This window comes from Streptococcus sp. 9.1, from assembly GCF_016648815.1.
GTDB lineage: Bacteria > Bacillota > Bacilli > Lactobacillales > Streptococcaceae > Streptococcus > Streptococcus salivarius_E.
This window is the reverse complement of sequence record NZ_JACLQS010000022.1, coordinates 1-23625: the sequence shown is the minus strand read 5'-3', so window position 1 is coordinate 23625 and position 23625 is coordinate 1. Positions and strand designations below refer to the sequence as shown.

Annotated in this window: 23 protein-coding genes; 18 read left to right on the top strand and 5 right to left on the bottom strand. The window is 39.8% G+C overall.

Going from position 1 to position 23625, the window contains the following annotated elements; genetic code table 11:
* Positions 1-770 (bottom strand): transporter substrate-binding domain-containing protein (locus H7T93_RS09540; protein ID WP_195918261.1); only part of this gene is annotated, 770 nt, incomplete at its 3' end.
* A gap of 9 nt (positions 771-779) precedes the next feature.
* The gene (locus tag H7T93_RS09535) at positions 780-1547 is read right to left on the bottom strand and encodes an amino acid ABC transporter ATP-binding protein (RefSeq protein WP_038675884.1); all 768 of its coding nucleotides are present in this window, start codon (positions 1545-1547) and stop codon (positions 780-782) included.
* A 298-nt stretch (positions 1548-1845) separates the two neighbouring features.
* On the opposite strand from H7T93_RS09535, the gene yycF reads away from it, so the two are divergent.
* Genes yycF through H7T93_RS09515 form a run of 4 tightly spaced genes read left to right on the top strand, consistent with a single transcriptional unit; the run spans position 1846 to position 5122 of the window.
* On the top strand, positions 1846-2553 hold the full coding sequence (yycF, locus tag H7T93_RS09530) for a response regulator YycF (RefSeq protein WP_002884978.1): 708 nt from the start codon (positions 1846-1848) through the stop codon (positions 2551-2553).
* A complete protein-coding gene (gene vicK / locus H7T93_RS09525; protein ID WP_002885062.1) occupies positions 2546-3886 on the top strand; it encodes a cell wall metabolism sensor histidine kinase VicK in 1341 nt (446 codons plus the stop codon). Before yycF ends, vicK begins: the two co-directional genes overlap by 8 nt.
* A 5-nt stretch (positions 3887-3891) precedes the next feature.
* Positions 3892-4704, top strand: coding sequence for an MBL fold metallo-hydrolase (locus H7T93_RS09520; protein WP_064520652.1), 813 nt, complete (start codon positions 3892-3894; stop codon positions 4702-4704).
* Positions 4705-4762: 58 nt separating this feature from the next.
* Positions 4763-5122: a YbaN family protein gene (locus H7T93_RS09515; RefSeq protein WP_064520651.1), complete on the top strand. Its 360-nt coding sequence runs from the start codon at positions 4763-4765 to the stop codon at positions 5120-5122.
* 51 nt (positions 5123-5173) lie between these two features.
* Here the strand turns inward: H7T93_RS09515 and H7T93_RS09510 are convergent, their stop codons facing one another.
* Together H7T93_RS09510 and yidA are read right to left on the bottom strand one after the other, a co-directional pair.
* Positions 5174-6388 carry an aminoacyltransferase gene (locus tag H7T93_RS09510; protein WP_064520650.1) on the bottom strand — a complete coding sequence of 405 codons (1215 nt, stop codon included), beginning with the start codon at positions 6386-6388 and terminating at the stop codon, positions 5174-5176.
* Position 6389: 1 nt separating this feature from the next.
* Positions 6390-7199: a sugar-phosphatase gene (gene yidA / locus H7T93_RS09505; protein ID WP_070476854.1), complete on the bottom strand. Its 810-nt coding sequence runs from the start codon at positions 7197-7199 to the stop codon at positions 6390-6392.
* A gap of 178 nt (positions 7200-7377) precedes the next feature.
* Between yidA and H7T93_RS09500 the strand changes: the two genes are divergently transcribed.
* From H7T93_RS09500 to H7T93_RS09480, 5 genes are all read left to right on the top strand, one after another.
* Positions 7378-8235, top strand: a complete 858-nt coding sequence (locus tag H7T93_RS09500; protein WP_175057566.1) for a GNAT family N-acetyltransferase — start codon at positions 7378-7380, stop codon at positions 8233-8235.
* A gap of 12 nt (positions 8236-8247) precedes the next feature.
* Positions 8248-9006 carry a nucleoside phosphorylase gene (locus tag H7T93_RS09495; protein WP_073689959.1) on the top strand — a complete coding sequence of 253 codons (759 nt, stop codon included), beginning with the start codon at positions 8248-8250 and terminating at the stop codon, positions 9004-9006.
* A gap of 30 nt (positions 9007-9036) precedes the next feature.
* The gene (locus H7T93_RS09490; protein ID WP_060972357.1) at positions 9037-9423 is read left to right on the top strand and encodes a DUF1934 domain-containing protein; all 387 of its coding nucleotides are present in this window, start codon (positions 9037-9039) and stop codon (positions 9421-9423) included.
* Between the two features lie 264 nt (positions 9424-9687).
* On the top strand, positions 9688-12372 hold the full coding sequence (locus tag H7T93_RS09485; RefSeq protein ID WP_201041926.1) for a cation-translocating P-type ATPase: 2685 nt from the start codon (positions 9688-9690) through the stop codon (positions 12370-12372).
* A gap of 109 nt (positions 12373-12481) precedes the next feature.
* Positions 12482-13228 (top strand): NADPH-dependent oxidoreductase, encoded by a 747-nt coding sequence (locus H7T93_RS09480; RefSeq protein ID WP_195918223.1) that lies wholly within the window; start codon positions 12482-12484, stop codon positions 13226-13228.
* 23 nt (positions 13229-13251) lie between these two features.
* Here H7T93_RS09480 and H7T93_RS09475 read toward each other — a convergent pair whose 3' ends face one another.
* Positions 13252-14109: a metallophosphoesterase gene (locus tag H7T93_RS09475; RefSeq protein WP_195918224.1), complete on the bottom strand. Its 858-nt coding sequence runs from the start codon at positions 14107-14109 to the stop codon at positions 13252-13254.
* A 93-nt stretch (positions 14110-14202) separates the two neighbouring features.
* On the opposite strand from H7T93_RS09475, the gene queG reads away from it, so the two are divergent.
* The 9 genes from queG to H7T93_RS09430 all read left to right on the top strand — a co-directional run.
* Positions 14203-15321 (top strand): tRNA epoxyqueuosine(34) reductase QueG, encoded by a 1119-nt coding sequence (gene queG, locus H7T93_RS09470; protein WP_002890851.1) that lies wholly within the window; start codon positions 14203-14205, stop codon positions 15319-15321.
* A gap of 52 nt (positions 15322-15373) precedes the next feature.
* A protein-coding gene (gene prfB / locus H7T93_RS09465; protein ID WP_096833329.1) for a peptide chain release factor 2 occupies positions 15374-16472 on the top strand; the annotation gives its coding sequence in 2 pieces (ribosomal slippage) (positions 15374-15445 and positions 15447-16472; 1098 coding nt in all).
* An 87-nt stretch (positions 16473-16559) separates the two neighbouring features.
* Entirely contained in the window at positions 16560-17252 is a 693-nt protein-coding gene (ftsE, locus tag H7T93_RS09460; RefSeq protein ID WP_049545099.1) for a cell division ATP-binding protein FtsE, read from the top strand.
* Positions 17245-18174, top strand: coding sequence for a permease-like cell division protein FtsX (gene ftsX / locus H7T93_RS09455; protein WP_003092823.1), 930 nt, complete (start codon positions 17245-17247; stop codon positions 18172-18174). Before ftsE ends, ftsX begins: the two co-directional genes overlap by 8 nt.
* Positions 18175-18329: 155 nt before the next feature.
* Positions 18330-18812 (top strand): NUDIX hydrolase, encoded by a 483-nt coding sequence (locus tag H7T93_RS09450; protein WP_021144248.1) that lies wholly within the window; start codon positions 18330-18332, stop codon positions 18810-18812.
* A gap of 9 nt (positions 18813-18821) precedes the next feature.
* Complete coding sequence (locus H7T93_RS09445; RefSeq protein ID WP_201041925.1) at positions 18822-20000, top strand: AI-2E family transporter; 1179 nt, start codon at positions 18822-18824, stop codon at positions 19998-20000.
* Positions 19990-21219: a tetratricopeptide repeat protein gene (locus tag H7T93_RS09440; RefSeq protein ID WP_179968818.1), complete on the top strand. Its 1230-nt coding sequence runs from the start codon at positions 19990-19992 to the stop codon at positions 21217-21219. The genes H7T93_RS09445 and H7T93_RS09440 overlap by 11 nt, the downstream gene beginning before the upstream one ends.
* A 121-nt stretch (positions 21220-21340) precedes the next feature.
* Positions 21341-21898, top strand: a complete 558-nt coding sequence (gene lepB / locus H7T93_RS09435; protein WP_002884860.1) for a signal peptidase I — start codon at positions 21341-21343, stop codon at positions 21896-21898.
* A gap of 155 nt (positions 21899-22053) precedes the next feature.
* Positions 22054-23625: GBS Bsp-like repeat-containing protein (locus H7T93_RS09430; RefSeq protein WP_201041923.1), on the top strand; the 1572-nt coding region annotated here is incomplete at its 3' end.

The following is a 23625-nucleotide window of genomic DNA, read 5'->3' as shown; positions in this document are numbered from 1 at the left end:
TCTTTTTGCCATTTAGCAATCAAATCGTTGGTATAATCAATCAACTCTTGGTTAGACTTGCTTGAGGCAATACCGTATTCTTGTGTTTTGAAACCTTCATCCAGAATTTTAGTTTTATCACTTTCATAACCTGACAAGATTGATTTATCACTAGCAAAAGCGTCAATACGGTAAGCATAGAGTGATACGGCTAACTCAGGATAAGATCCGAGTTGAACGTAGTCAAACTTAAGGTTATTAGCTGAAGCGTACTCTTCAACAGCAGCTTTGGCAGATGACCCTTGAGACACTCCAATAGTTTTACCGTTTAGGTCAGAAAGTTTCTTATAGCCAGATTTGGTTTGAACGAGGAAACCAATCTGGTCGTAGTAGTAAGGATTTGACATGGCATATGAAGCCTTACGCTCATCTGTAATGGTATAAGTAGCGATAAGCATGTCAATAGTCCCGTTGTCCATAAGGGCTTCACGAGTTTGTGGGGTAACCGCTATAAAATTCACCTTAACCTTAAGTTCTTTGGCAATTTTCTTAGCGAGGTCAATCTCCATCCCTTGATAGGTATTAGTTTTGGCTGAATAGTAACCAAAGTTTGGGACATCCTGTTTGACACCAACGTTTAGAGTCCCTTTTTTGACAATTTTTTGAATTGCAGCACTATTGAGTAGTTTACTGCTTTCATCTGCCTGACTACTTTTAGTGTTCCAGAGGAGAACTGCTAGAAAAGCTATAACAGAGATAGCTAAAATGTGACTAAGTTTCTTGATTAACATAAGTCCTCCTTAGGCATCCACTTGGACACGATCAGAGTTGTGGTCGATAATCTTAGAAAGGAATTGAACTGCACGAGGTTCAGTTGGATTGTCGAAGAAACCATCCACATCCGTAGTGTCTACAAGAACTTGACCTTCAGCCATGAAAATGATACGGTCAGCCACACTACGGGCAAAGCCCATTTCGTGGGTAACAACCACCATGTTCATGCCACCTTTGGCAAGGTTTTGCATAACCGCCAGAACGTCACCGATAGTCTCTGGGTCAAGAGCTGACGTTGGTTCGTCAAAGAGCAAGAGCTCAGGATTCATGGCAAGACCACGGGCGATAGCGATACGTTGTTTTTGCCCACCAGAAAGCATACCAGGGTATGAATCTTTCTTGTCCCACATGTTAACGTAGCGAAGGAATTTTTCGGCAGTTTTTTCGGCGTCTGCCTTACTGATTCCAAGAACCTTGATAGGTGCCAAGGTTACATTTTCAAGAACGGTTTTATGCGGGTAGAGGTTAAAGTGTTGGAATACCATCCCCGCTTCCTTACGCAATTCTACCAAATCTTTGGCAGAAGCTTCCGTCACATTATGTCCGTTAACGATAAGCGTACCGTTATCGATGGATTCCAAGGCATTGATTGTACGGATAAGGGTAGATTTCCCAGACCCAGAAGGTCCCAAGAGAACCACAACTTGTCCTTTTTCAATTTCTAGATTGATATCACGAAGTGCATGATAATCTCCGTAATATTTATTAACATTTTTAAATTCGATAAGTGCCATAAGAGCCTCCTAAAATTTTACATTAATAATTTTACATTAATATATGTAACAACAAGAGTGTATTTTACTATAGATATAGTAAAATGTCAAAAATGTTTGAAAATTCAATCATAATGTTTGTCTTTTAACCGATTACACATAGCAAAGCTATCTCAAAAAAGAAGGAAAGCTTGTATATCAGCTCAATATCTATAGTAGAAACTTGGTCCTTAACCTATTTTTTGGTATAATATTTTTGATACGTAAAGTTTTCTACTTTACAAATTGAATGACTTAAGAAAACCGATGAGGTGTTTATATGAAAAAAATTCTAGTTGTTGATGATGAAAGACCGATTTCGGATATCATCAAGTTTAATCTAACTAAAGAAGGTTATGAAGTGGTTACAGCCTTTGATGGTCGTGAAGCTTTGGAGCAGTTTGAAGCTGAAAAGCCAGACTTGGTCATCCTGGACTTGATGTTGCCTGAACTAGATGGTTTAGAAGTTGCTAAGGAAATTCGAAAGACAAGTCACACACCGATTATCATGCTTTCCGCTAAGGATAGCGAGTTTGATAAGGTTATCGGGCTAGAAATTGGGGCGGACGACTATGTGACGAAACCATTTTCTAATCGTGAATTGTTGGCACGTATCAAAGCTCACTTGCGTCGTACAGAGACTATTGAAACAGCAGCAGAAGAAAGCTCTAACTCTGGTAAGCAGGAGATTTCAATTGGTGAGTTGATTATTGTTCCAGATGCGTTTGTTGCTAAAAAACGTGGAAATGAAGTCGAGCTCACACACCGTGAATTTGAGTTGCTTTTCCATCTGGCAACTCACATGGGACAAGTGATGACGCGTGAGCATTTACTTGAAACTGTTTGGGGTTATGACTATTTTGGTGATGTTCGTACGGTTGACGTAACCATTCGTCGTCTCCGTGAAAAAATTGAAGATACACCTAGTCGTCCTGAATATATTTTGACGCGTCGTGGTGTTGGTTATTATATGAAGAATTATGACTAGTATTGGCTTAAACATCACAAGCTTTGAACTAGCCTTACTCTTTACGCTCCTCTTTGTGGCTTTCTACTTTATTTTTCTGGCTTATCGTGATTATCGACGAGTCAAAAATATTCGAAAGTTGACCAAGAGGGTCAAGTCCTTAATGGCAGGTAACTATAACGAGGAGTTACGCTTAAAGGGTGATCCAGAGCTTTTAGAGCTGGCTGACAGCTTGAATGATTTATCGGATGTCTTTCGTTTGACGCATGAAAATCTAGCCCAGGAAAAAAACCGCTTATCATCAGTCCTTTCTTACATGAGTGATGGGGTTATTGCGACAAATCGTCGTGGTCAAATTACCATGATTAATAGCACAGCTCAGCGTTTGTTGAATCTAGATTATGAAACAGCGACACAGATGTCCATTTTAGATTTATTAGATGGCGAAAATCCCTATACTTATAGTGAATTGCTCTCTAAGACTCCTGAAATTCATTTGTCACGTCGAGATGCCAACGATGAGTTTGTGACCTTACGTGTTAATTTTGCCCTTATTCGTAAAGAATCAGGTTTTATCTCAGGTCTGGTTGCCGTTCTTCACGATGCCACTGAGCAAGAAAAAGAAGAGCGTGAACGTCGACTCTTCGTCTCAAACGTTAGTCATGAGTTGCGTACACCTTTGACTTCTGTAAAATCCTATCTGGAGGCACTTGATGATGGTGCTCTCGACGAAGAGATTGCTCCTAACTTTATCAAAGTTTCTTTGGATGAGACCAATCGTATGATGCGAATGATTTCTGACCTCTTGGCACTATCACGTATTGACAATAAGAGTACCCAACTTGACGTTGAGATGACCAATTTCACGGCCTTCATGACCTATATCTTGAATCGTTTTGATCAGATTAAGAGTCAAGAAACCAATACAGGTAAAACTTACGAAATCATTCGCGATTATCCGGTAAACTCAATTTGGGTGGAGATTGATACAGATAAGATGACCCAGGTCGTGGATAATATTCTTAATAATGCTATCAAGTATTCGCCTGATGGTGGTAAGATTACAGTGTCTATGAAGACAACTGATTCACAGTTGATCGTTTCTATTTCTGACCAAGGTTTGGGTATTCCTAAGAAAGATTTGCCTCTGATTTTCGACCGTTTTTACCGTGTTGATAAGGCTAGAAGTCGTGCCCAAGGTGGAACTGGTCTAGGCTTGTCCATTGCAAAAGAAATTATTAAACAACATAAGGGCTTTATTTGGGCTAAGAGTGAGTATGGTAAGGGTTCAACTTTTACAATTGTGCTTCCATATGACAAGGATGCCATGATGGTTGATGAATGGGAGATGTAGTAAAAATGACCTCAGATTTAGGGTTTAAATATAGTATTTTGGCTTCAGGGTCAACTGGTAATTCCTTTTACTTGGAAACTCCAGAGAAGAAGATTCTTGTAGATGCTGGTTTGTCTGGTAAGAAAATCACAAGTTTGCTAGCTGAGATTGATCGTAATCCGAGTGATTTGGATGCAATCTTAGTAACGCATGAACACAAGGATCACATCCATGGTGTAGGCGTTTTAGCTCGTAAATATGGCATGGATATCTACGCCAACGAGCAAACCTGGCAGATTATGGATAGTAAAAATATGCTTGGCAAGATTGATAATAGCCAGAAACATGTTTTTTCTCGTGATAAGCTTCTGACCTTTGGAGACATTGATATTGAGTCTTTTGGAGTTAGTCACGATGCTATTGATCCACAGTTCTATCGCTTTATGAAAGATGGAAAAAGTTTCGTCATGTTGACGGATACGGGTTATGTTTCTGATCGTATGGCAGGTATTATTGAGAATGCCGACGGCTATCTGATTGAGTCCAATCATGATGTTGAAATCCTTAGAGCAGGTTCATATCCTTGGTCAACCAAGCAACGTATTCTCTCTGATCAAGGTCACTTGTGTAATGAAGATGGAGCGGATGCTATGATTCGTACCATCGGTAATAAAACTAAAAAGATCTACTTGGGTCACCTTTCTAAAGAAAATAATATCAAGGAGTTGGCCCACATGACGATGGAAAATCAGTTGGCACGTGCTGACTTTGGTGTTGGAACTGACTTTAAAGTTTATGATACCTCACCGGACACAGCGACTCCACTGACAGACATTTAAAAATAGCAGAAGAGCTGCACTAATGCGTTTAGTGCAGCTTTTTAAAAGGAATGTATTTATGAAAGTAATTTATCTCTCGTTAGGGTTTGTCTCGCTCGGTTTGGGAATTCTTGGGATTCCTCTTCCTATCTTACCCACAACACCTTTTCTACTTTTAGCCATTGCTTGCTTTGCTAGAAGTTCCAAACGTTTTGAGAAATGGTTATATCAAACTAAGCTGTATCAAAGTTATGTAGCCGATTTTCGAGAAACCAAATCAATTGCCAAAGAACGAAAGAAAAAGATTATCATCCAAATATATGTTTTAATGGGAATTTCAATCTTTTTTGCACCTATCTTTTGGGTGAAAATCGGACTCTTTTGCCTGACGGTCTTCATCACTTATTATCTCTTTAAGGTTATTCCTGATAAAGACTAAGTTATCATCAAAAAATGAGACTTCCAAGATGGAGTCTCATTTTATATATTATTAATGTTTGCTACGTAATTTCTTACGGAGTTTATAGGCAAAATTGGCTGGTCCGTATAGAGGACTAACTGGAAGGTTGAATTCCCCAATGAATTGTTCAATACGTGGGTTAAATTTGGACTTGAAATTATACAAACCACCATCTAGTGAATTTTCAATTCCTCCCATGTTTTGCCACTCAGCTCCACGCTCGAAAGCGTGATTAGCTGTTTCATACCATGTCAGGATAGCTGGCTGATAACGACGGTAGTCTTCATCCATTCCTGCATAGATATTCTCAGACGTCTTGCCAAATTCAAGAACGAGTGTACCAGAGAGTGGGACCGTCTTATTTCCAGCATCAACTTTTTCTTGAAGAAAGTCAATTTCCTCTTTAAGTCTTTTGTGCTCTTGTTTATTGTTCTCGATTTTTCCTGGTTTAGTTTTTTCAGTGAACTTAGCTGCATCAGCAATGTTCTTTTCGAGTTGCTTATTGAGGTCTTTGAGACGAGCTGGTAAATCAAGAGTTGAAAGTGTAATGTAAGAAGATTCTGGGTAGGTAGTCAACAGCTTTTCATAATAATCAATACCACGAAGGTGGATGTTCTTACGAGCCTCTGTCTTCTTCATCAAAGATGCGAATTGTTCAAGAAGTTCAGTACCACCAAATTGGACTGAAATCCCCTTGTTTCGAGCGGTACGAACAGCCTGCTTGGTACTCTTAGAGAGTTGTTCCTCAGTGAAATCTTCCTTATGGATATTAGCCTGGAAGCGAGGTTGGATATTCTCAGCCATATCTTCAGTGAGACCTGTCCATTCAACGCCAAGAGCTTGGATGTCTTTGGCAATTGCCATAGTCTCTTTACGGATTTCAGCTTCTTGTGAAATCAAGTTTTTAGTCACAAAGAGGCTAGGATCAAATTTCACAAAGAGGGCACGCTTTGTTTTGGCATATTTTTTAAGCGAAGCCATAACAAAGGCGAGCAACTCTTTATCTTGATAGTCCATAATAGGTCCACGAGGGATATAAATCATCGAAAAGCCAAGAGGAAGTGGCTGAATAAGGACACTAGCGACAGCAACGAGATTACCATCTTGATAGAAACCTAGGCGATCATTTCCCCAGCTATCCTTGATTTTAGCCCATGAACTACTCTGTAATAAATTCGTTTGAGGACTATCTATAACAAAGCGGTCATGCTCAGAAGTACTGAGTCCAGTTTTATAGGTATACATATTATTCTAGAACCCACTTTCTAATAGCGTAAGCGACACCAGATTCATCATTTGATTTTGTGATGTGTTTCGCAATTTTCTTCAATTCTGGATTACCATTTTCCATAACAACAGGAGAGCCAACGACTTCAAGCATAGCACGGTCATTTTCTTCATCACCGATAGCCATAGTTTCTTCTTTAGAAAGACCGAGTTTCTCAGCAAGATGGGTTACAGCAATCCCTTTGTTGGCTGTTTTCTTGAGAATTTCTAGATAAAATGGTGTTGACTTTACAATGGTAAAGCGGTCATAAAATTCCTGTGGAAGTTTGGCAATAGCTGCATCAAGAATTTCAGGTTCATCGATATACATGGCCTTAACGAATTCCTTGTCAGCGACTTCTTCAGGTGTACGATAGTAAATCGGCATATGAACAAGTGTAGACTCATGAACCGTGTAGCGGCCAATATTGCGATTACTTGTGTAGATACCATCTTTAGTAATGGCGTGAGAATGAACACCAAGCTTGTTAGCCAAAACCTCAATATCAAGGTAGTCTTCGTATGAGAGTGTCTCACGAATTAATTCATTACCAGTAGAAGTTTCTTGGACAAGCCCACCATTGAATGTGATAACATAATCTTCGTCTTGGTTGAGGTTAAGCTCTTCAAGAAGTGGAAGCACTCCTGGAATAGGGCGACCAGTCGCAATAACAACCTTTACACCAGCAGCTTTAGCATCTTGAATCGCTTGAAAGACTTCCGGTGTAACTTGACGTTGGCTATTTAAAAGCGTTCCATCAATATCAACAGCAATAAGTTTAATAGACATAATAATTACCTGTTTCGTTTAGTTAGTTTCCCTTCTATTTTACTAAAATTTAGGCGCTTTGTCATAGTTCTTCCTGAGAAAAGTATTATTGCCTCTTTAAAGAAGTAGTTTAGGTAAAAATTGCCCAAATGCTTTTTAATTGGTAAAATAAGGTCAGACAAATAAAGGAGAGACAAGAGTGATTCGAGCAACCAACCAATTGACGGAAAAAGAACGAAAGGAAGCAAAAGCATTGATTGCTAGCTGTCAAGCCTATGACCAAACCTTTCGAGAACCCTATCTCTCCAATATGCTTAATTTTGATCCCAATATGCCGGGCTTTTTCCTCTATTATCAAGAGGGAGAGTTACTTGGTTTATTAACGGTTTATGCGGATGACCATGATGTGGAAGTGGCGATTTTAGTTGCCCCAGATTATCGCCGCAAAGGCATTGCGAGGAGTTTGTTTGACAAATTTCAGAAGGAAACGGCACCTTACCCTATTTGCTCAGTGACCTTTCAGACAGAACGTGTTTTTCTAGATCGTCATCTTGATCTGGCAAGTCATTGGGGGGTGGTTGAGGCTGAAGAGACGGAAACCTGGCTAGGACGAGATAAAACACCATATGCTCTGGATTCTCGTTCAGATGTCAAGGTGCTCTTAGCAGCCCCTGCTTATGTAGAAGAAATAGCCCAACTCCACCACCAAGCCTTTTCTGATCCAGAGGAAACGCTCGATGTGAGTCGCAGATACATTACAGAGGCCTTGAAGGATCCCGATGGCCTACTTTACATCCTCCTCAAAGAAGCTCAGGTCATTGGAGTTTGTACGGTCGATTTATCTGGAAATAGCAACTACCTCTATGGACTTGCGATTGCTGAAGCTTATCGTGGACAGGGCTATGGAAGCTATCTGGCAAAATCAGTCGTCAATCAACTCATTGCGCAAAATGACAAGGCTTTTCAAATTGCAGTAGAAGATAGCAATATTGGAGCCAAACGTTTGTATGAAAATATCGGCTTTGTCAAACAAACCCAGGTGGTTTACTTGAAATAGAAAGGATGACTAATGTTATTAGAAGAATTTGAAAATGTGTCTGCTGTGATAGAGCCAACTGATCGAAGCCTTCTTAGTAGTGGAGAAATCTGTGATACTATTATTCTATCTTTTAATGGAGAGATCCTTGAACGAGTAAAGCAGATAGACGGAGTCTATGAAGGTGGTTATCTAACCAACCTAAATGGCAAATTTCCATGGTATATCTATGAAGTAGATGGACTTAAGCTTGCAGTTGCTATGGCTACTATTGGAGCTCCAATGGTTGTGGGTTTCTTAGAAGAACTCAAAGCGAGAGGCTTTAACAACTTTATCGTTTTGGGCTCTTGCGGAGTTCTAGATCAGTCTATTCAAGCAGATAAAATTATTATACCAAGTTCAGCTCTACGTGATGAAGGTACAAGTTACCATTACGCTCCTGCAAGTAATGAGATAGCTTATGACGAAACTTTGCTCTTAACCATGGAGAACGCTTTGAACAAATCTGGTATTGAGCACATTCGGACCAAAGCTTGGACGACAGATGCCTTCTATCGTGAAACAGCTGCTAAGGTTAAACGAAGACTAGCAGCAGGAGCGAAAGTTGTAGATATGGAAGCTTCGGCTATGATGGCTTGGGCCCAATATCGACAAGCCAAGGTTTATCAGTTTTTCTACACGGCTGATTATGTTGATCATCATAATCATGAGTGGGATGCCAGACGCGAAGAAAGAAAAGCAGATGCTATGACTTTCTTTGAGATTGCTGTCGATATTGCGTTAGAGTTGTAAAAATAGGTATAGCAACAAAAGGAGTAATTAATGGAAATTAAAATTAAAAACAAAATAAAAGTAGGCGATCAAACGGAGATTATCGAAGAAATCCACACTTGTGAGGTTATGGAAAAAGGAGACTTTACTTATCTTGTTCACCATAATTCCGAGAAAGAAAAAGTGGTTATTAAGTTGAATCAGGATGAGCTAGTGATGACACGCTTTTCTAATCCTAAATCCATTATGCGTTTTTCGGCTAAGGTCCCTGCCTTGGTCAACATACCGACACCACTTGGTACCCAGCATTTTCTGACAGATACTAGTCTATTCGCCCATGACCCAAATGGAAAGACAGTTGATATTCATTATCAATTGAAACATCCAGAAACAGAAGACGTTTTTGCTGATTATGAATTAGAGGTTTCTTGGTTTTAATTTTTGAAAAAATAGAATCATTTTGCTTGAATAAAGAATAATTTATGATAAAATGTAAAGTATAAATAAGGGAGTAGCAGGCAACTTTAATCATGAGATTTGATTAACAGTTGCGATTATGTCGTCATTACGAAATTTTACATTTCCGGCATATTCTTAAACAGCGAGACTTGTTTTTAATTAAACAAGTCTCTTTTTGTATAATTTTTTATATAAAAAGAGTCTTGTTAGCCATTTTTCCCTATAAAGAAGGAGGAGATTATTTTGTCTAAAGAACAAAGTAAAGCCTTGTTTTACACACAAGGAGAGGAAGAAGTCCTAAAAAGCTTGGACACTTCCATTGATGGTTTGTCTACTGCACAAGCCAAGGAACGATTGGATGCCTATGGCTATAACGAGTTGGATGAAGGTGAAAAACGCAGCCTCTTGTCAAAATTCATCGATCAGTTTAAAGATTTGATGATTATCATCTTGCTTGTCGCAGCCGCCCTTTCTGTTATTACAGAAGGTATGCATGGTCTGACCGATGCTTGCATTATTTTAGCCGTTGTTGTTTTGAATGCAGCCTTTGGTGTTTATCAAGAAGGACAAGCAGAAGCGGCTATTGAAGCTCTTAAAAACATGTCAAGCCCTCTGGCTCGTGTGCGTCGTGATGGCAATGTGGTTGAAATTGATTCACGCGAGTTGGTTCCTGGAGATATCGTCTTGCTTGAAGCTGGCGATGTTGTTCCAGCTGATATGCGTTTGCTCGAAGCTGCCTCACTTAAGATTGAAGAAGCAGCCCTTACAGGTGAATCCGTTCCAGTTGAAAAGGATATTACTGAGACGGTTGAAGCAGAAGCCGGAATTGGTGACCGTGTGAATATGGGGTACCAAAACTCAAACGTTACTTACGGTCGTGGTACTGGAGTGGTTACCAATACTGGTATGTATACTGAAGTTGGTAAGATTGCTGATATGCTAGCTAATGCGGACGAATCACAAACACCGTTGAAGCAAAGCTTGGAGCAATTGTCTAAGACTTTGACTTATCTTATTATTGCTATTGCCTTAGTGACATTCTTGGTTAGTGTCTTCATTCGTGGTGAACAGCCCCTCGAAGGCTTGATGGTTGCCGTTGCTCTAGCCGTTGCAGCGATTCCTGAAGGTTTGCCTGCTATTGTAACGATTCTCTTGTCACTTGGAACAACGACTCTTGCCAAACGCAATTCGATTGTTCGTAAATTGCCAGCTGTTGAGACTCTTGGTTCAACTGAGATTATCGCATCAGATAAGACTGGTACCTTAACCATGAACCAAATGACTGTTGAAAAAGTCTATACAAACGGTCAATTGCAAAGCGCTGCTACAGAACTTGGTGCTGACAATACAACCCTTCGTATTATGAACTTTGCCAATGATACCAAGGTGGACCCAGATGGTAAGCTAATTGGGGATCCAACGGAAACAGCCCTTGTTCAATTTGGTTTGGACCACAACTTTGATGTTCGTGACGTCTTGAAATCAGAGCCTCGTGTGGGAGAGTTGCCATTTGACTCTGACCGTAAACTCATGTCTACTATCCATAAGGAAGCGGATGGTACATACTTTGTAGCCGTCAAGGGTGCGCCTGACCAATTGCTCAAACGTGTGACTCGTATTGAAATCAATGGTGAGGTTCGTCCTATCACGGATGAAGATAAACAAGCTATCCTTGCGACTAATAAGGACTTGGCAAAACAAGCTCTTCGTGTCTTGATGATGGCTTATAAGACAACGAATGATATTCCTACCTTGGAATCTGAGGTTGTTGAGTCTGATCTCATTTTCTCAGGCTTGGTAGGTATGATTGACCCAGAACGTCCTGAGGCGGCAGAAGCTGTTCGTGTCGCTAAAGAAGCGGGTATCCGTCCAATTATGATTACAGGTGACCACCAAGATACGGCAGAAGCCATTGCCAAGCGTCTCGGTATCATCGATCCAAATGATACGGAAGATCATGTCTTTACTGGCGCTGAGCTTAATGAGCTTTCTGATGAAGAATTCCAGAAAGTCTTCAAACAGTACTCTGTCTATGCGCGTGTGTCTCCTGAACACAAGGTTCGTATCGTCAAGGCTTGGCAAAATGATGGCAAGGTTGTTGCCATGACAGGTGACGGAGTTAATGATGCGCCTTCACTTAAGACTGCTGATATTGGTATCGGTATGGGAATCACAGGTACAGAGGTTTCTAAGGGAGCTTCTGATATGGTCCTTGCCGATGATAACTTTGCGACAATTATTGTTGCCGTAGAAGAAGGGCGTAAGGTCTTCTCAAATATTCAAAAATCAATCCAGTACCTCTTGTCAGCCAACATGGCCGAAGTCTTTATTATCTTCTTTGCCACACTGTTTGGTTGGGATGTGCTTCAACCAGTACACCTTCTCTGGATTAACTTGGTAACAGATACCCTTCCAGCCATCGCTCTTGGTGTTGAGCCAGCAGAACCAGGTATTATGACTCATAAACCTCGTGGACGTCAATCGAACTTCTTTGATGGTGGTGTCTTCGGTGCTATCATGTATCAAGGTGTTTTCCAAACCATCCTCGTTCTTGCAGTATATGGTTGGGGCCTTGTCTTCCCAGAGCACCATACACAAGCAGAAATTCATGCGGATGCCCTTACAATGGCTTTTGCAACACTTGGATTAATTCAGTTGCTCCATGCCTTTAACGTTAAATCTGTGTATCAATCAGTCTTTAAAGTTGGTCTCTTTAGAAACAAGACTTTCAACTGGGCAATTCCAGTAGCCTTCGTTCTTTTGATGGCAACTATTGTAGTGCCTGGATTTAATAACCTATTCCATGTGTCACACCTTAGTCTGACACAATGGCTTGCCGTTATTGTAGGTTCCTTCTTGATTGTGGTATTGGTTGAATTAGTCAAAGCTATTCAACGTGCCCTTGGTAAGGATAAGGACGCTATTTAAGACATAAAGTCAGAGATAATGGTCTCTGGCTTTTTCTTATCATATCTTGAATTCAGGAGGAGTCTTGTTTATAATTGAAGAGAAATAATCACAAGTTAAGGAGAAGGCCATGAATGAGACTATTAAGACACAACTCAATCACCGTAGCATCCGTCAATTTAAACCTCTAGCTTTGACACGAGAAGAAGTTAACCTTTTGGTTGATGTTGCAAGACATACAGCAACGAGTAATTTTAGACAGTCCTATTCGATTATCAGTATTACTGATGGAACATTGAAGAAAGAAATTGCAGAGATTGCCAACCAGCCTTATATTCCAAATGCTGGGCATCTATTTGTATTTGTTGTGGACCAAAGACGTAACACACTGATTGCAGAGGCAAAAGGCGCTGAAGCCTTGGTCCAAGGTAGTCCCGAACGCTTTATCTCGGCCTTCTCGGATGCTATGATAGCGGCTCAAAATATGGTAGTAGCTGCTGAGAGTTTAGGTATGGGAACAGTTTACCTTGGCAGTATCTTGAATGATAACGCTAAACTTTCAGAGCTTCTCAAACTGCCAAAGTATGTCTATCCAGCAGTAGGATTAGCAGTTGGTTGGCCAGATCAAGAACCGCAGCTTAAACCTCGTTTACCCCGTCACGTAATCCATATGGAAAATTATTATCGAGACTTAGAACATCCTTTAGAGGAGCTAAAAGATTACGACGCTGAAGTTCATGAGTATTATGACCTTCGTGATCTCAATAAAAGAGTTGATGAATTTACAACACAGATTGCAAAGACAATGGATCAATCCGTTGCCAATCGTGCGAATACCTTGAAGGACCTTCAAAAGCAGGGATTTTTCACCGACTAAAAAACGACTCCTAAAGAGTCGTTCTACAAATCAAATAGTGTCATGGATGAAAGGAACTCATTTGCCAGTTCCTTTTTTTCATATTCTAAAAACTCTGATCGTTTCTTGACTAGGTTGTAACGTTTGGAGAGGTTCCATGTTCCAGTAGGATTGAGTTCAGGGTGATTGGAAACAAAGTCGATGGTTAAATCCCATTCTCGTCGGTATCCAAGAGGACGCGAGTGATAGGTTACGCCATCAATAGTTACCGTCCCATAACTGCGGTGGGCATGACCAAAAACAACATCTTTAACGCCATGCTTGGCGAAAATCTGGTGGAATTTTTCCGAGCCTAAGTAGGCATTAAAAGGTGCAAAACGTTGATGCGTCATGGTGAAACGGCTATGAGGAACAAAATGCATGGCAACTATAAGGTTACGAGTGTTTAATTTACTTAAGATATTATCTAGCTTCTTGAGACTAGTTTGACAGATTTCCGGATCAGTACCTAAACGCTTAAGTCGTCGATCGAACCAAAGTTGTTTCTTACGTTTAAAAATCTTATCCAATTTTTCATCAGAATAGGAATAATCATACCACCCGTGAAAAGCCAATAAGGTCTTACTTCCTAAATCAATCACCTGAAAATCAAGATTATCAATAAGCTCATCATCTAAATCAAGCATATCATGATTGCCTAAATTATAGGTAACCTTGACCGCCTTGGACAGTTTTCGTAGGAAAGGTTTTGTGTCAGCATAATAATGGTTAGAAATATCACCAGCGATATGGAGATGGCTAACTTCTTGATCTTTTAGGCACTTTATTAGAGTATCGATTTCATATGTTTCAAAGTGATTCAAATCAATATGTAAATCACTCATTACTGCAAGTCTTGTCATAAAAACATTGTAACAAAAAGGTTAAGGCTTGTCTCTAAATGAAGATGATGGAAAATACTTGCCCTTGGACTACATTTTCATTATGATAAGAATATGGATATCAAGTTAGAAATACAAAAGATGGCCAAGGAAATTGGCATCTCAAAAATTGGTTTTACAACCGCTGATGATTTTGCCTATCTGGAGAAATCCCTTCGACTTGGAGTCGAAGAAGGGCGGACAACAGGGTTTGAACATAAAAATATTGAAGAGCGTATTTATCCTAAGTTGACCTTAGAATCAGCTAAAACCATCATTTCCATTGCAGTAGCTTATCCGCATAAGTTGCCGCAACAGCCCCAAAAAACAGAATTTAAGCGGGGCAAAATCACTCCAAATTCGTGGGGGCTAGATTATCACTATGTTTTGCAGGACAAACTAAAACGCCTGGCAGAAGGTATTGAAAAACTGACGGAAAACTTCGAATATAAAGGTATGGTGGACACTGGGGCCTTGGTCGATACAGCAGTTGCCAAGCGAGCTGGTATTGGCTTTATCGGAAAGAATGGACTAGTGATTTCAAAAGAATACGGCTCCTACATGTATCTCGGCGAGCTTATTACTAATCTAGAGATAGAACCTGATCATGAAGTAGACTATGGATGTGGGGATTGTCGTCGTTGTCTGGATGCCTGTCCGACATCTTGTCTTATCGGTGATGGGACTATGAATGCCCGTCGTTGCCTATCCTTCCAAACCCAAGATAAGGGCATGATGGATATGGAGTTTCGAAAGAAGATAAAGACTGTTATCTATGGTTGCGACATTTGTCAGATTTCCTGTCCATATAACAAAGGGATCGACAATCCACTGGCTTCAGACATTGATCCTGAGCTTGCTATGCCTGAATTACTCCCATTTCTAGAGCTAACCAACAAATCCTTTAAGGAGAAATTTGGGATGATTGCCGGATCTTGGCGAGGGAAGAATATTCTTCAACGTAATGCCATTATTGCCTTGGCCAACTTACATGATCGCAATGCTATTGTCAAACTGATGGAGATTATCGATAAGAATAATAATCCCATTCACACGGCGACTGCCATTTGGGCTCTCGGTGAGATTGTTAAGAAGCCCGATGAGGCCATGTTAGACTATATGAGGGAACTGTCACCTAAGGATGAAGAATCCCAAGCCGAATGGGAGCTTGTGTGTGCAAAATGGCAAATTTAAGTGATTTATGCTAGAATTAAGCATAATACTATAAAATGGAGGAAACCTATCCATGGAAGTGGCAGAAATTCGCCAAAAAATCTCTGAAAATCAAGAGAAGCTCGTGAGCTTCGGGAGGTCTCTTTGACTTAGATCGTTTGGAAGAGGACATTGCGCTCCTTGAAAACCGAATGACTGAGCCAGATTTTTGGAATGATAATATTGCAGCTCAAAAGACTTCACAAGAGTTAAATGAGCTCAAAATGAAATACGAAACTTTCAACAATATGCAAGAACTCTCTGACGAGACAGAGCTTTATTTAGAAATGTTGGAAGAAGATGATAGTGTTCAAGAAGAGCTGGAAGAAACGCTCGAAAAACTTGATAAGATTATGACAAGTTACGAGATGACACTGCTCTTGTCTGAACCATATGACCATAACAATGCCATTCTGGAAATTCACCCAGGATCTGGTGGTACAGAAGCTCAGGACTGGGCTGATATGTTACTTCGTATGTATCAACGTTATGGAAATGCTAAAGGTTTCAAGGTTGAGACTTTGGATTACCAGGCTGGTGATGAGGCTGGAATCAAATCTGTAACTCTTGCTTTTGAAGGACCTAATGCTTATGGATTCCTCAAGTCAGAAATGGGTGTTCACCGTTTGGTTCGTATTTCGCCATTTGACTCTGCTAAACGTCGTCATACCTCATTTACATCTGTGGAAGTCATGCCAGAATTGGATGATACCATTGAAGTTGAGATTCGTGATGATGATATCAAGATGGATACATTCCGTTCAGGTGGTGCTGGTGGTCAGAACGTCAACAAGGTTTCTACAGGTGTGCGTTTGACCCACATTCCAACGGGTATTGTTGTAGCTTCAACGGTTGACCGTACACAATACGGAAACCGCGACCGTGCGATGAAGATGCTTCAAGCTAAGCTCTATCAAATGGAGCAAGAAAAGAAAGCAGAAGAAGTGAATGCTTTGAAAGGTGATAAGAAAGAAATCACTTGGGGAAGTCAAATTCGCTCATACGTTTTCACGCCATATACCATGGTTAAAGATCACCGTACAGGCTACGAAGTTGCCCAGGTTGATAAGGTAATGGATGGAGATATTGAAGGCTTCATCGATGCCTACCTCAAGTGGCGCATGGAAGAATAGTAATAACATACTTATTTTAAGTATTAAGATACTCTATCTCAATGAAAGGAAGGCGTTCAGCTACTGTAGTAGTTGAAAACTGACATTATGGCTCTTATTGAATTAAAAGATGTTACTAAGAAGTATGATAAGTCAACAACAGCCCTTAGACACATTGATTTGTCTGTTAACTCTGGGGAGTTTGTTTACTTAGTCGGCCCTTCTGGTGCTGGTAAATCAAGTTTAATTCGCTTGTTCTACCAAGAAGAAAAATTAACGAGTGGTTCTATGAAGGTTGGAGAGTTCGATTTAACCCGACTTCGTAAGAAAGATGTTCCACTCTTGAGACGTTCCATTGGAGTTGTTTTCCAGGATTATAAACTTCTTCCAAAGAAAACAGCTTTTGAAAATGTTGCTTATGCCATGGAAGTTATTGGTGAGAAACCTCGTCATATCAAGAAACGAGTGGCAGAAGTACTCGAGTTGGTTGGTCTTAAACACAAGATGCGTTCATTCCCAAATCAATTGTCTGGTGGTGAGCAACAGCGTGTCGCTATTGCACGTGCTATTGTAAATAATCCAAAAGTGTTGATTGCGGATGAACCAACAGGGAACTTGGACCCAGAGATTTCATGGGAAATTATGCAAGTCCTTGAACGTATTAACTTGCAAGGGACTACCATTTTAATGGCAACCCATAACTCAACTATCGTTAATAACCTTCGTCATCGTGTCGTTGCGATTGAAGAAGGACGTATTGTTCGTGATGAAGAGGAAGGAGAGTACGGTTACCATGATTAGACGCTTTTTCCGCCATTTAGGAGAATCAATCAAGAATCTCAAACGTAATTTGTTGTCGACACTTACGGCAGTATTTTCGGTAATGATCGTTCTTTCACTTTTAGGTGTCTTTGGCTCTGTTATCTTAAATACACAGAAATTGGCTTCAGATATTGAAAAGAATATTCAGGTCAATGTCTACTTGGATCCAGATTCATCAGATGCCTCGAAAACAGTCAAGGAACTTTCTGGACAGATTGTTGCTAATAAAGACTACCATAAGATTTATGATGCTTTGACCAAAATCAAAGGTGTAGATAAGGTTACTTTCTCTAGCAAAGAAGAACAAAAGAAACAGCTCATTGAAACAATGGGGTCAAGTTTCGAAACAGCGACAGGGGATGCTAACCCACTATCTGATGTTTACATCGTTCAAACGAAATCACCAGATGATGTCAGTCGAGTTGCCAAGGAAGCTAAAGCCATTCAGGGCGTTGATAATGCTAACTTTGGTGGGTCAGATACTGAAATTCTGATGTCTACTATGAAACGTGTTCAATTTTGGGGAATTATTGCCACAGCTCTTTTAACGATTGTGGCTGTCCTATTGATTTCAAATACCATCCGTATTACCATTATGTCACGTGCGACTGAAATTCAAATCATGCGTTTGGTAGGTGCCAAGAATTCATATATTCGTCGTCCCTACTTGATGGAAGGCGCTTGGATTGGTGCACTTGGTGCTATCATTCCTTCAGGCCTCATTTATCTTTTGTATCACATGGTTTACTCATCTTTGAACCCTGATTTTGTCAAAGGTGGTATTTCGATGTATGATCCAGAGTGGTTTGTTTATGCGGTTATCGGAACCCTCTTTGCAGTCGGTATCATTATCGGTTCGATTGGGTCACGTATGGCAATGCGCCGTTATTTGAAATACTAAAGAGATTAAAGGAGAACCAATTTGGTTCTCTTTTTGTTTTGTCCGGAGATTCAGAAAAGCAGATTTTCAACTATATCTCAAAATCGTTTGCTCAAAGCCCAAATCCAAACCCATATTTGGTATAATATTAAAAAACATTGGAAAAGAGATGCATTATGACAAAGTTAGCTACCATTTGTTATATTGACAATGGAAAGGAGCTTTTGCTCCTACATCGTAATAAAAAGCCTAATGATGTTCATGAAGGAAAGTGGATTTCTGTTGGGGGAAAACTAGAAGCGGGAGAAACGCCTGACGAATGTGCTCGTCGTGAAATTCTCGAGGAAACCCATTTTACAGTGACTGAGATGGATTTTAAAGGTATGATTACCTTTCCAGAATTTACCCCTGGTCATGATTGGTACACCTATGTCTTTAAGGTAACTGGTTTTGAAGGAGAACTCATCTCAGATGAGGAGTCTCGTGAAGGAACGCTTGAATGGGTACCATATGATGAGGTCTTATCTAAACCAACTTGGGAAGGTGACTACGAGATTTTCAAGTGGATTCTTGAAGATAAGCCTTTCTTCTCTGCAAAATTTGTCTATGATCATAACCAAAACTTAGTAGACAAGACTGTAACCTTTTATGATAAATAGGGAGGAACTATGAAGCGTAAAAAAACAGAACATTTTTCAGAAACATGGTTTTTTAAGTGGATATTGAATAATCAGGCTGTTGTAGCCTTTTTCATCTTACTTTTGATTGGTTTGACGGTTTTGATTTTCACCAAGATTAGTCCTATTTTTTCACCCGTCATCCAGTTTATGACCATTATTATGTTGCCATTGGTTATTTCCATGCTCCTTTATTATTTAATAAAACCTTTGGTACTACTTGTAGAAAGAACTGGACTAAACCGAACCATCTCTATCTTAGTCATCTACGCTATCCTTGGTTTGCTCTTGGTTTGGGGGATTTCAACAGCCATTCCAAGCTTACAAAATCAAATTTTGATCTTGATACGAAATGCACCATCATATATTGCACGTGCCAATAGTGAAACGGAACGTTGGATTAATCTCCCTATTCTTTCTAACTTCCATGGTGATTTAGAGTCCATGCTTAGTGATTTCTCAGCGAGAATGGTCAATTATGCTGAGAACTTTTCTTCATCGGCTTTGACATGGGTTGGAACTTTTGCGAGCACAGTAGCAAGGGTGACAGTAGCTATCATTTTGGCACCTTTCATTCTCTTCTACCTTTTAAGAGATAGCCAAAAGATGAAACATAGCTTTGTCTCAGCCTTACCAACTCGCTTTCGTGAAACTACTGTTCGTATGCTTTCAGATATTAATAGTCAGCTCGAAGGGTATGTTCAAGGCCAGGTTACAGTCGCTATTGTTGTTGCCATCATGTTCTGTATTATGTTTAAGATTGTAGGTCTTCGATATGGTATGACTTTCGGTATTATGGCAGGTTTTCTAAACATGGTTCCTTATCTGGGAAGCTTTCTTGCTATGGTACCAGTTATAATCATGGGACTGGTGCAAGGACCCGCTATGTTGATCAAGGTCCTCATCATTTTCTTCATTGAGCAAACTATTGAGGGACGTTTTGTTTCTCCACTCGTTTTGGGGAATAAACTAAGTATTCACCCGATTACCATTATGTTCATTCTCTTGACAGCGGGTTCTCTTTATGGTGTTTGGGGCGTCTTATTAGGGATTCCAATTTATGCCTCTGTCAAGGTTGTTGTTAGAGAGATTTTTGATTGGTACCGTTCTGTAAGTAATCTTTATCAAGATGATTTAGAAAATGAAGGACAAGAAGACGATGTTAAATAGTGAAAAAATGGTTGCCTCTATTGGAAACCAAGATTTAGACCACGCAGACAAATATTTTAAAAAAGCTTTACGAGAGGATCCTACAGAGGTTCTTGTAGAGTTGGCCCAATACCTAGAGTCTATTGGTTTTTTACCACAGGCACAGGAAATTTATGAAAAAGTTCGCTTTGATTTTCCAGAGGTTAATGTCAATCTAGCACAAATTGCTGCCGAAGATGGTGATATTGAAGAGGCTTTTCTCTATTTGGATGCCATACCTGAAGACTCTGACGACTATTTGTCTGCTTTAATTGTAAAGGCTGACCTCTACCAAATGGAGGGCTTAACTGATGTGGCACGTGATAAGTTGTTGGAGGCAAGTCAATTATCAGATGACTCATTGATTATTTTTGGTTTGGCTGAGATGGAGTTTGAACTTGGAAATTTTGAACAAGCAATTCATTACTATGCTAAATTAGATAATCGTGACCTTCTTGCGATGACTGGCGTTTCTACTTATGAACGCATTGGTAAGGCTTATGCCAGTCTTGGAAAGTTTGAAGCTGCTCGTGAATTTTTGGAAAAAGCTATTGAAATTGAGTACGATGATACCGTTGCTTTTGAGTTAGCCACTTTGCTCTATGATCAAGAAGAGTATCAAAAAGCTAATTTTTACTTTAAGCAGATAGAAACCATGTCTGCTGACTTCGAAGGTTATGAGTATATTTACGCCTTGTCGTTACATGCAGAACATAAGACCGAAGAAGCTTTACGAATGGCACAACAAGGGATTTCTAAAAATGCCTTTGATGTTCAATTACTTTTGCTAGCGTCACAGTTATCCTACGAGTTGCATGACACTCAATCTGCTGAATCTTATTTGAAGCAAGCCTTGCCATTGGCTGAGGACCAAGATGAGATTATCTTACGTTTAAGTACGCTCTATTTGGAAGAAGAACGTTACGAGGATCTAGTGGCTTTAGCCGATTATGAAGTTGATTCTGTTTTGGCTCGTTGGAACATTGCCAAGGCCTACCAAGCACTTGATGATGAAGAAGAAGCTTTTCAAATCTATCAAGATTTGGCTAAAGATTTATCTGAAAATCCTGAATTCCTCCATGATTATGCATATATTTTGCGTGAATTTGGTTACAGGGATCAGGCGCGTGCAACGGCTGAAAAATACCTTGCTTTAGTTCCAGATGATGTCAATATGCAAACATTTCTTGAGGACTATTAAGCTGTGAAACGTTTTAATTATTGGTTCTAATAGAGGGAGAGATACATTGAGCTTGCTCACTCCCTCTTTTTTTATTTCTCTATTTATGTTATGATTTTATTAGAACCCATAAGGAGTGAGTATGGTTAAGAGAGATTTAATTCGAAATATTATCATAGCAGTTCTTGCCATTGTAGTGATTTTGTTGTTGAGAGCTTTTGTCTTCTCAACACACCGTGTGACTGAAGGTCAGGCTAATGACTATATTCATGCTGGTGACTATGTTACTTTCAATAAAAATGTTGAGCCTCAGAAAAAAGATTTTATTCTTTATACAGTTAATGGCAAGGAATATATTGGACGTGTTATTGCTGATGAAGGCAAGAGCGTGACAGCTATGGATGATTTCCTTTATGTCAATGATAAGTCAGTTGACGAAGCCTATATTAGCAAGGATAAATCAGCTTATTTGGCGACAGTTTCACCTGGAAACTTCTTCACTGATGATTTTTCCATTGCAACATTGACAGATAATAAACAAACTAAGATTGAAAAGGGGCAGTACCTTGTACTGAACGATAATCGTCGTAATACAGATGATAGTCGTAAGTTTGGTCTCATTGAAAAAGACCAAATTAAAGGTGTTATCTCTTTCAGATTGTATCCTCTATCACGTTTTGGTTTCGTTGATGTCGATTAATATTTCAATACTACTAAAAAAGCTAGGAACTTTTGATAAGTTTCTAGCTTTTTTGCGAATAAATTGGTGATGGTTTTTTTAAGACTTTATGATGCTGATAGTTTCATCGTCTTAAAATGAATTATCAGAAATTGTAAGTAGAAAAGGAAATTAAGATGCAATTAGGATTTCATTTTGGATTTAAGAAAAGCAAAGCTTATGGACTGTGCGGTGTTATGCTGACAATCTTATTTTTAGGAATGTCTGGTCACTCGGCGAAAGCAGATGAAATGTTATCACCAACTGACACATCTTCAACTTTGAAAGAAAGTACAGAGAATCACGAGGCGAGTTATTCTGAAGTAGGAGTACACGATAATTCAACGAGTCAAATGAATCTACAAAGTGAAAAGGTATTAGAGGAGAAGCAATCAAGTCTGGCAGATTCTTCAAAAATAGCTGTCTTAACCAATAGTTCTGTGACCACAAGCTCTTATCAAGAGGCAGATAATCTTAGCGAAATTGATCAAAATCAAAGTCATTTTCTTAGTGCCATTAAGCAAGGAGCTATGGATGGAGCCAAGGAAGGAGTCCTTCCCTCTATTACGGCAGCTCAAGCTATCCTAGAAAGTGGTTGGGGAAGCTCTGAACTTGCTAAGGCTCCCAACAATAATCTTTTTGGCATTAAAGATTCAGAGGACTGGAATGGAGAAATCGTGACTGTGCCTACCCAGGAATATGTTAATGGTGACTATATCACGGTCAATGCAGCTTTTCGGAAATATGCCTCATGGAATGATAGCGTAGTAGACCATGCAAAATTTTTCACGAGTACCGAGTGGCGAAAAAACAATTACCGAAAAGTTGTGAATGAAACAGATTATCGCATTGCGGCTCAGGAACTTAAGAATGCAGGATATGCGACAGATCCAAGTTACGCTGGAAAACTTATCTCTTTGATTGAAGCCTATAAACTTTATGAGTGGGATGCGGTGAGCAATATTACAAACTCTGTCCTTGAAAATGAAGGAGTAGAGAGCCAAGATTCCAAAGCCGACCTTGCCATCACTGGTCTCAACAATGCTACGGGTAGCTATGATTTTGTCATTTCAAATTTGGTTGCGCCACGTGGCTTCAAAGAAGTCTTGGTTCCAACCTGGTCAGAAAAGAACGGTCAAGATGATATCATTTGGTACAAGGCAGCTAAGCAAGCTAATGGAGACTATAAGGTGACCGTTCGTTCAAGCAACCATAAGGGTGATAGCGGTCTTTATAATTCTCATGTCTATTTGGTTGACAATGATGGTAAATACATTGGCCTAGGTGGCAAACAAGTGACACTTGATATCACTAAGACTCAAGGAACTTTGGCCATCACAAACAACGATAAAAATCGTGGAACCTTTGATGTTTTTATCACCAATCTGACAAATCCAAGTGGTATTTCAGGTGTGGTAATCCCAGTCTGGTCTGAACAAAATGGTCAGGATGATCTTGTTTGGCATAATGCGACAAAACAGGATGATGGTTCTTATAAAGTAACTATTTCAGCAAGCCAACACAAGTGGAATTCAGGCAAGTACATCGTTCATGGCTATATTGTTGATGCTTCAGGTAAGAATATTGGCTTTGGGGCAACTTCAGCTGATGTGGTAGCCCCTAAGAAAATCAGTTCGGCATCAAGAGGAAATTACGATGTTTTAAATAAGGTTGTCTATCTCGATGCTGGGCATGGTGGCTATGATCCA

Coding starts and splice junctions, on each gene's coding strand:
- queG (WP_002890851.1), top strand. CDS start 14,203: ATGGATATCAAGTTAGAAATACAAAAGATGGCCAAGGAAATTGGCATC.
- H7T93_RS09475 (WP_195918224.1), bottom strand. CDS start 14,109: ATGACAAGACTTGCAGTAATGAGTGATTTACATATTGATTTGAATCAC.
- H7T93_RS09450 (WP_021144248.1), top strand. CDS start 18,330: ATGACAAAGTTAGCTACCATTTGTTATATTGACAATGGAAAGGAGCTT.
- H7T93_RS09515 (WP_064520651.1), top strand. CDS start 4,763: ATGAAAGTAATTTATCTCTCGTTAGGGTTTGTCTCGCTCGGTTTGGGA.
- yycF (WP_002884978.1), top strand. CDS start 1,846: ATGAAAAAAATTCTAGTTGTTGATGATGAAAGACCGATTTCGGATATC.
- H7T93_RS09440 (WP_179968818.1), top strand. CDS start 19,990: ATGTTAAATAGTGAAAAAATGGTTGCCTCTATTGGAAACCAAGATTTA.
- H7T93_RS09445 (WP_201041925.1), top strand. CDS start 18,822: ATGAAGCGTAAAAAAACAGAACATTTTTCAGAAACATGGTTTTTTAAG.
- H7T93_RS09480 (WP_195918223.1), top strand. CDS start 12,482: ATGAATGAGACTATTAAGACACAACTCAATCACCGTAGCATCCGTCAA.
- H7T93_RS09490 (WP_060972357.1), top strand. CDS start 9,037: ATGGAAATTAAAATTAAAAACAAAATAAAAGTAGGCGATCAAACGGAG.
- yidA (WP_070476854.1), bottom strand. CDS start 7,199: ATGTCTATTAAACTTATTGCTGTTGATATTGATGGAACGCTTTTAAAT.
- ftsE (WP_049545099.1), top strand. CDS start 16,560: ATGGCTCTTATTGAATTAAAAGATGTTACTAAGAAGTATGATAAGTCA.
- vicK (WP_002885062.1), top strand. CDS start 2,546: ATGACTAGTATTGGCTTAAACATCACAAGCTTTGAACTAGCCTTACTC.
- ftsX (WP_003092823.1), top strand. CDS start 17,245: ATGATTAGACGCTTTTTCCGCCATTTAGGAGAATCAATCAAGAATCTC.
- H7T93_RS09510 (WP_064520650.1), bottom strand. CDS start 6,388: ATGTATACCTATAAAACTGGACTCAGTACTTCTGAGCATGACCGCTTT.
- H7T93_RS09520 (WP_064520652.1), top strand. CDS start 3,892: ATGACCTCAGATTTAGGGTTTAAATATAGTATTTTGGCTTCAGGGTCA.
- H7T93_RS09495 (WP_073689959.1), top strand. CDS start 8,248: ATGTTATTAGAAGAATTTGAAAATGTGTCTGCTGTGATAGAGCCAACT.
- lepB (WP_002884860.1), top strand. CDS start 21,341: ATGGTTAAGAGAGATTTAATTCGAAATATTATCATAGCAGTTCTTGCC.
- H7T93_RS09535 (WP_038675884.1), bottom strand. CDS start 1,547: ATGGCACTTATCGAATTTAAAAATGTTAATAAATATTACGGAGATTAT.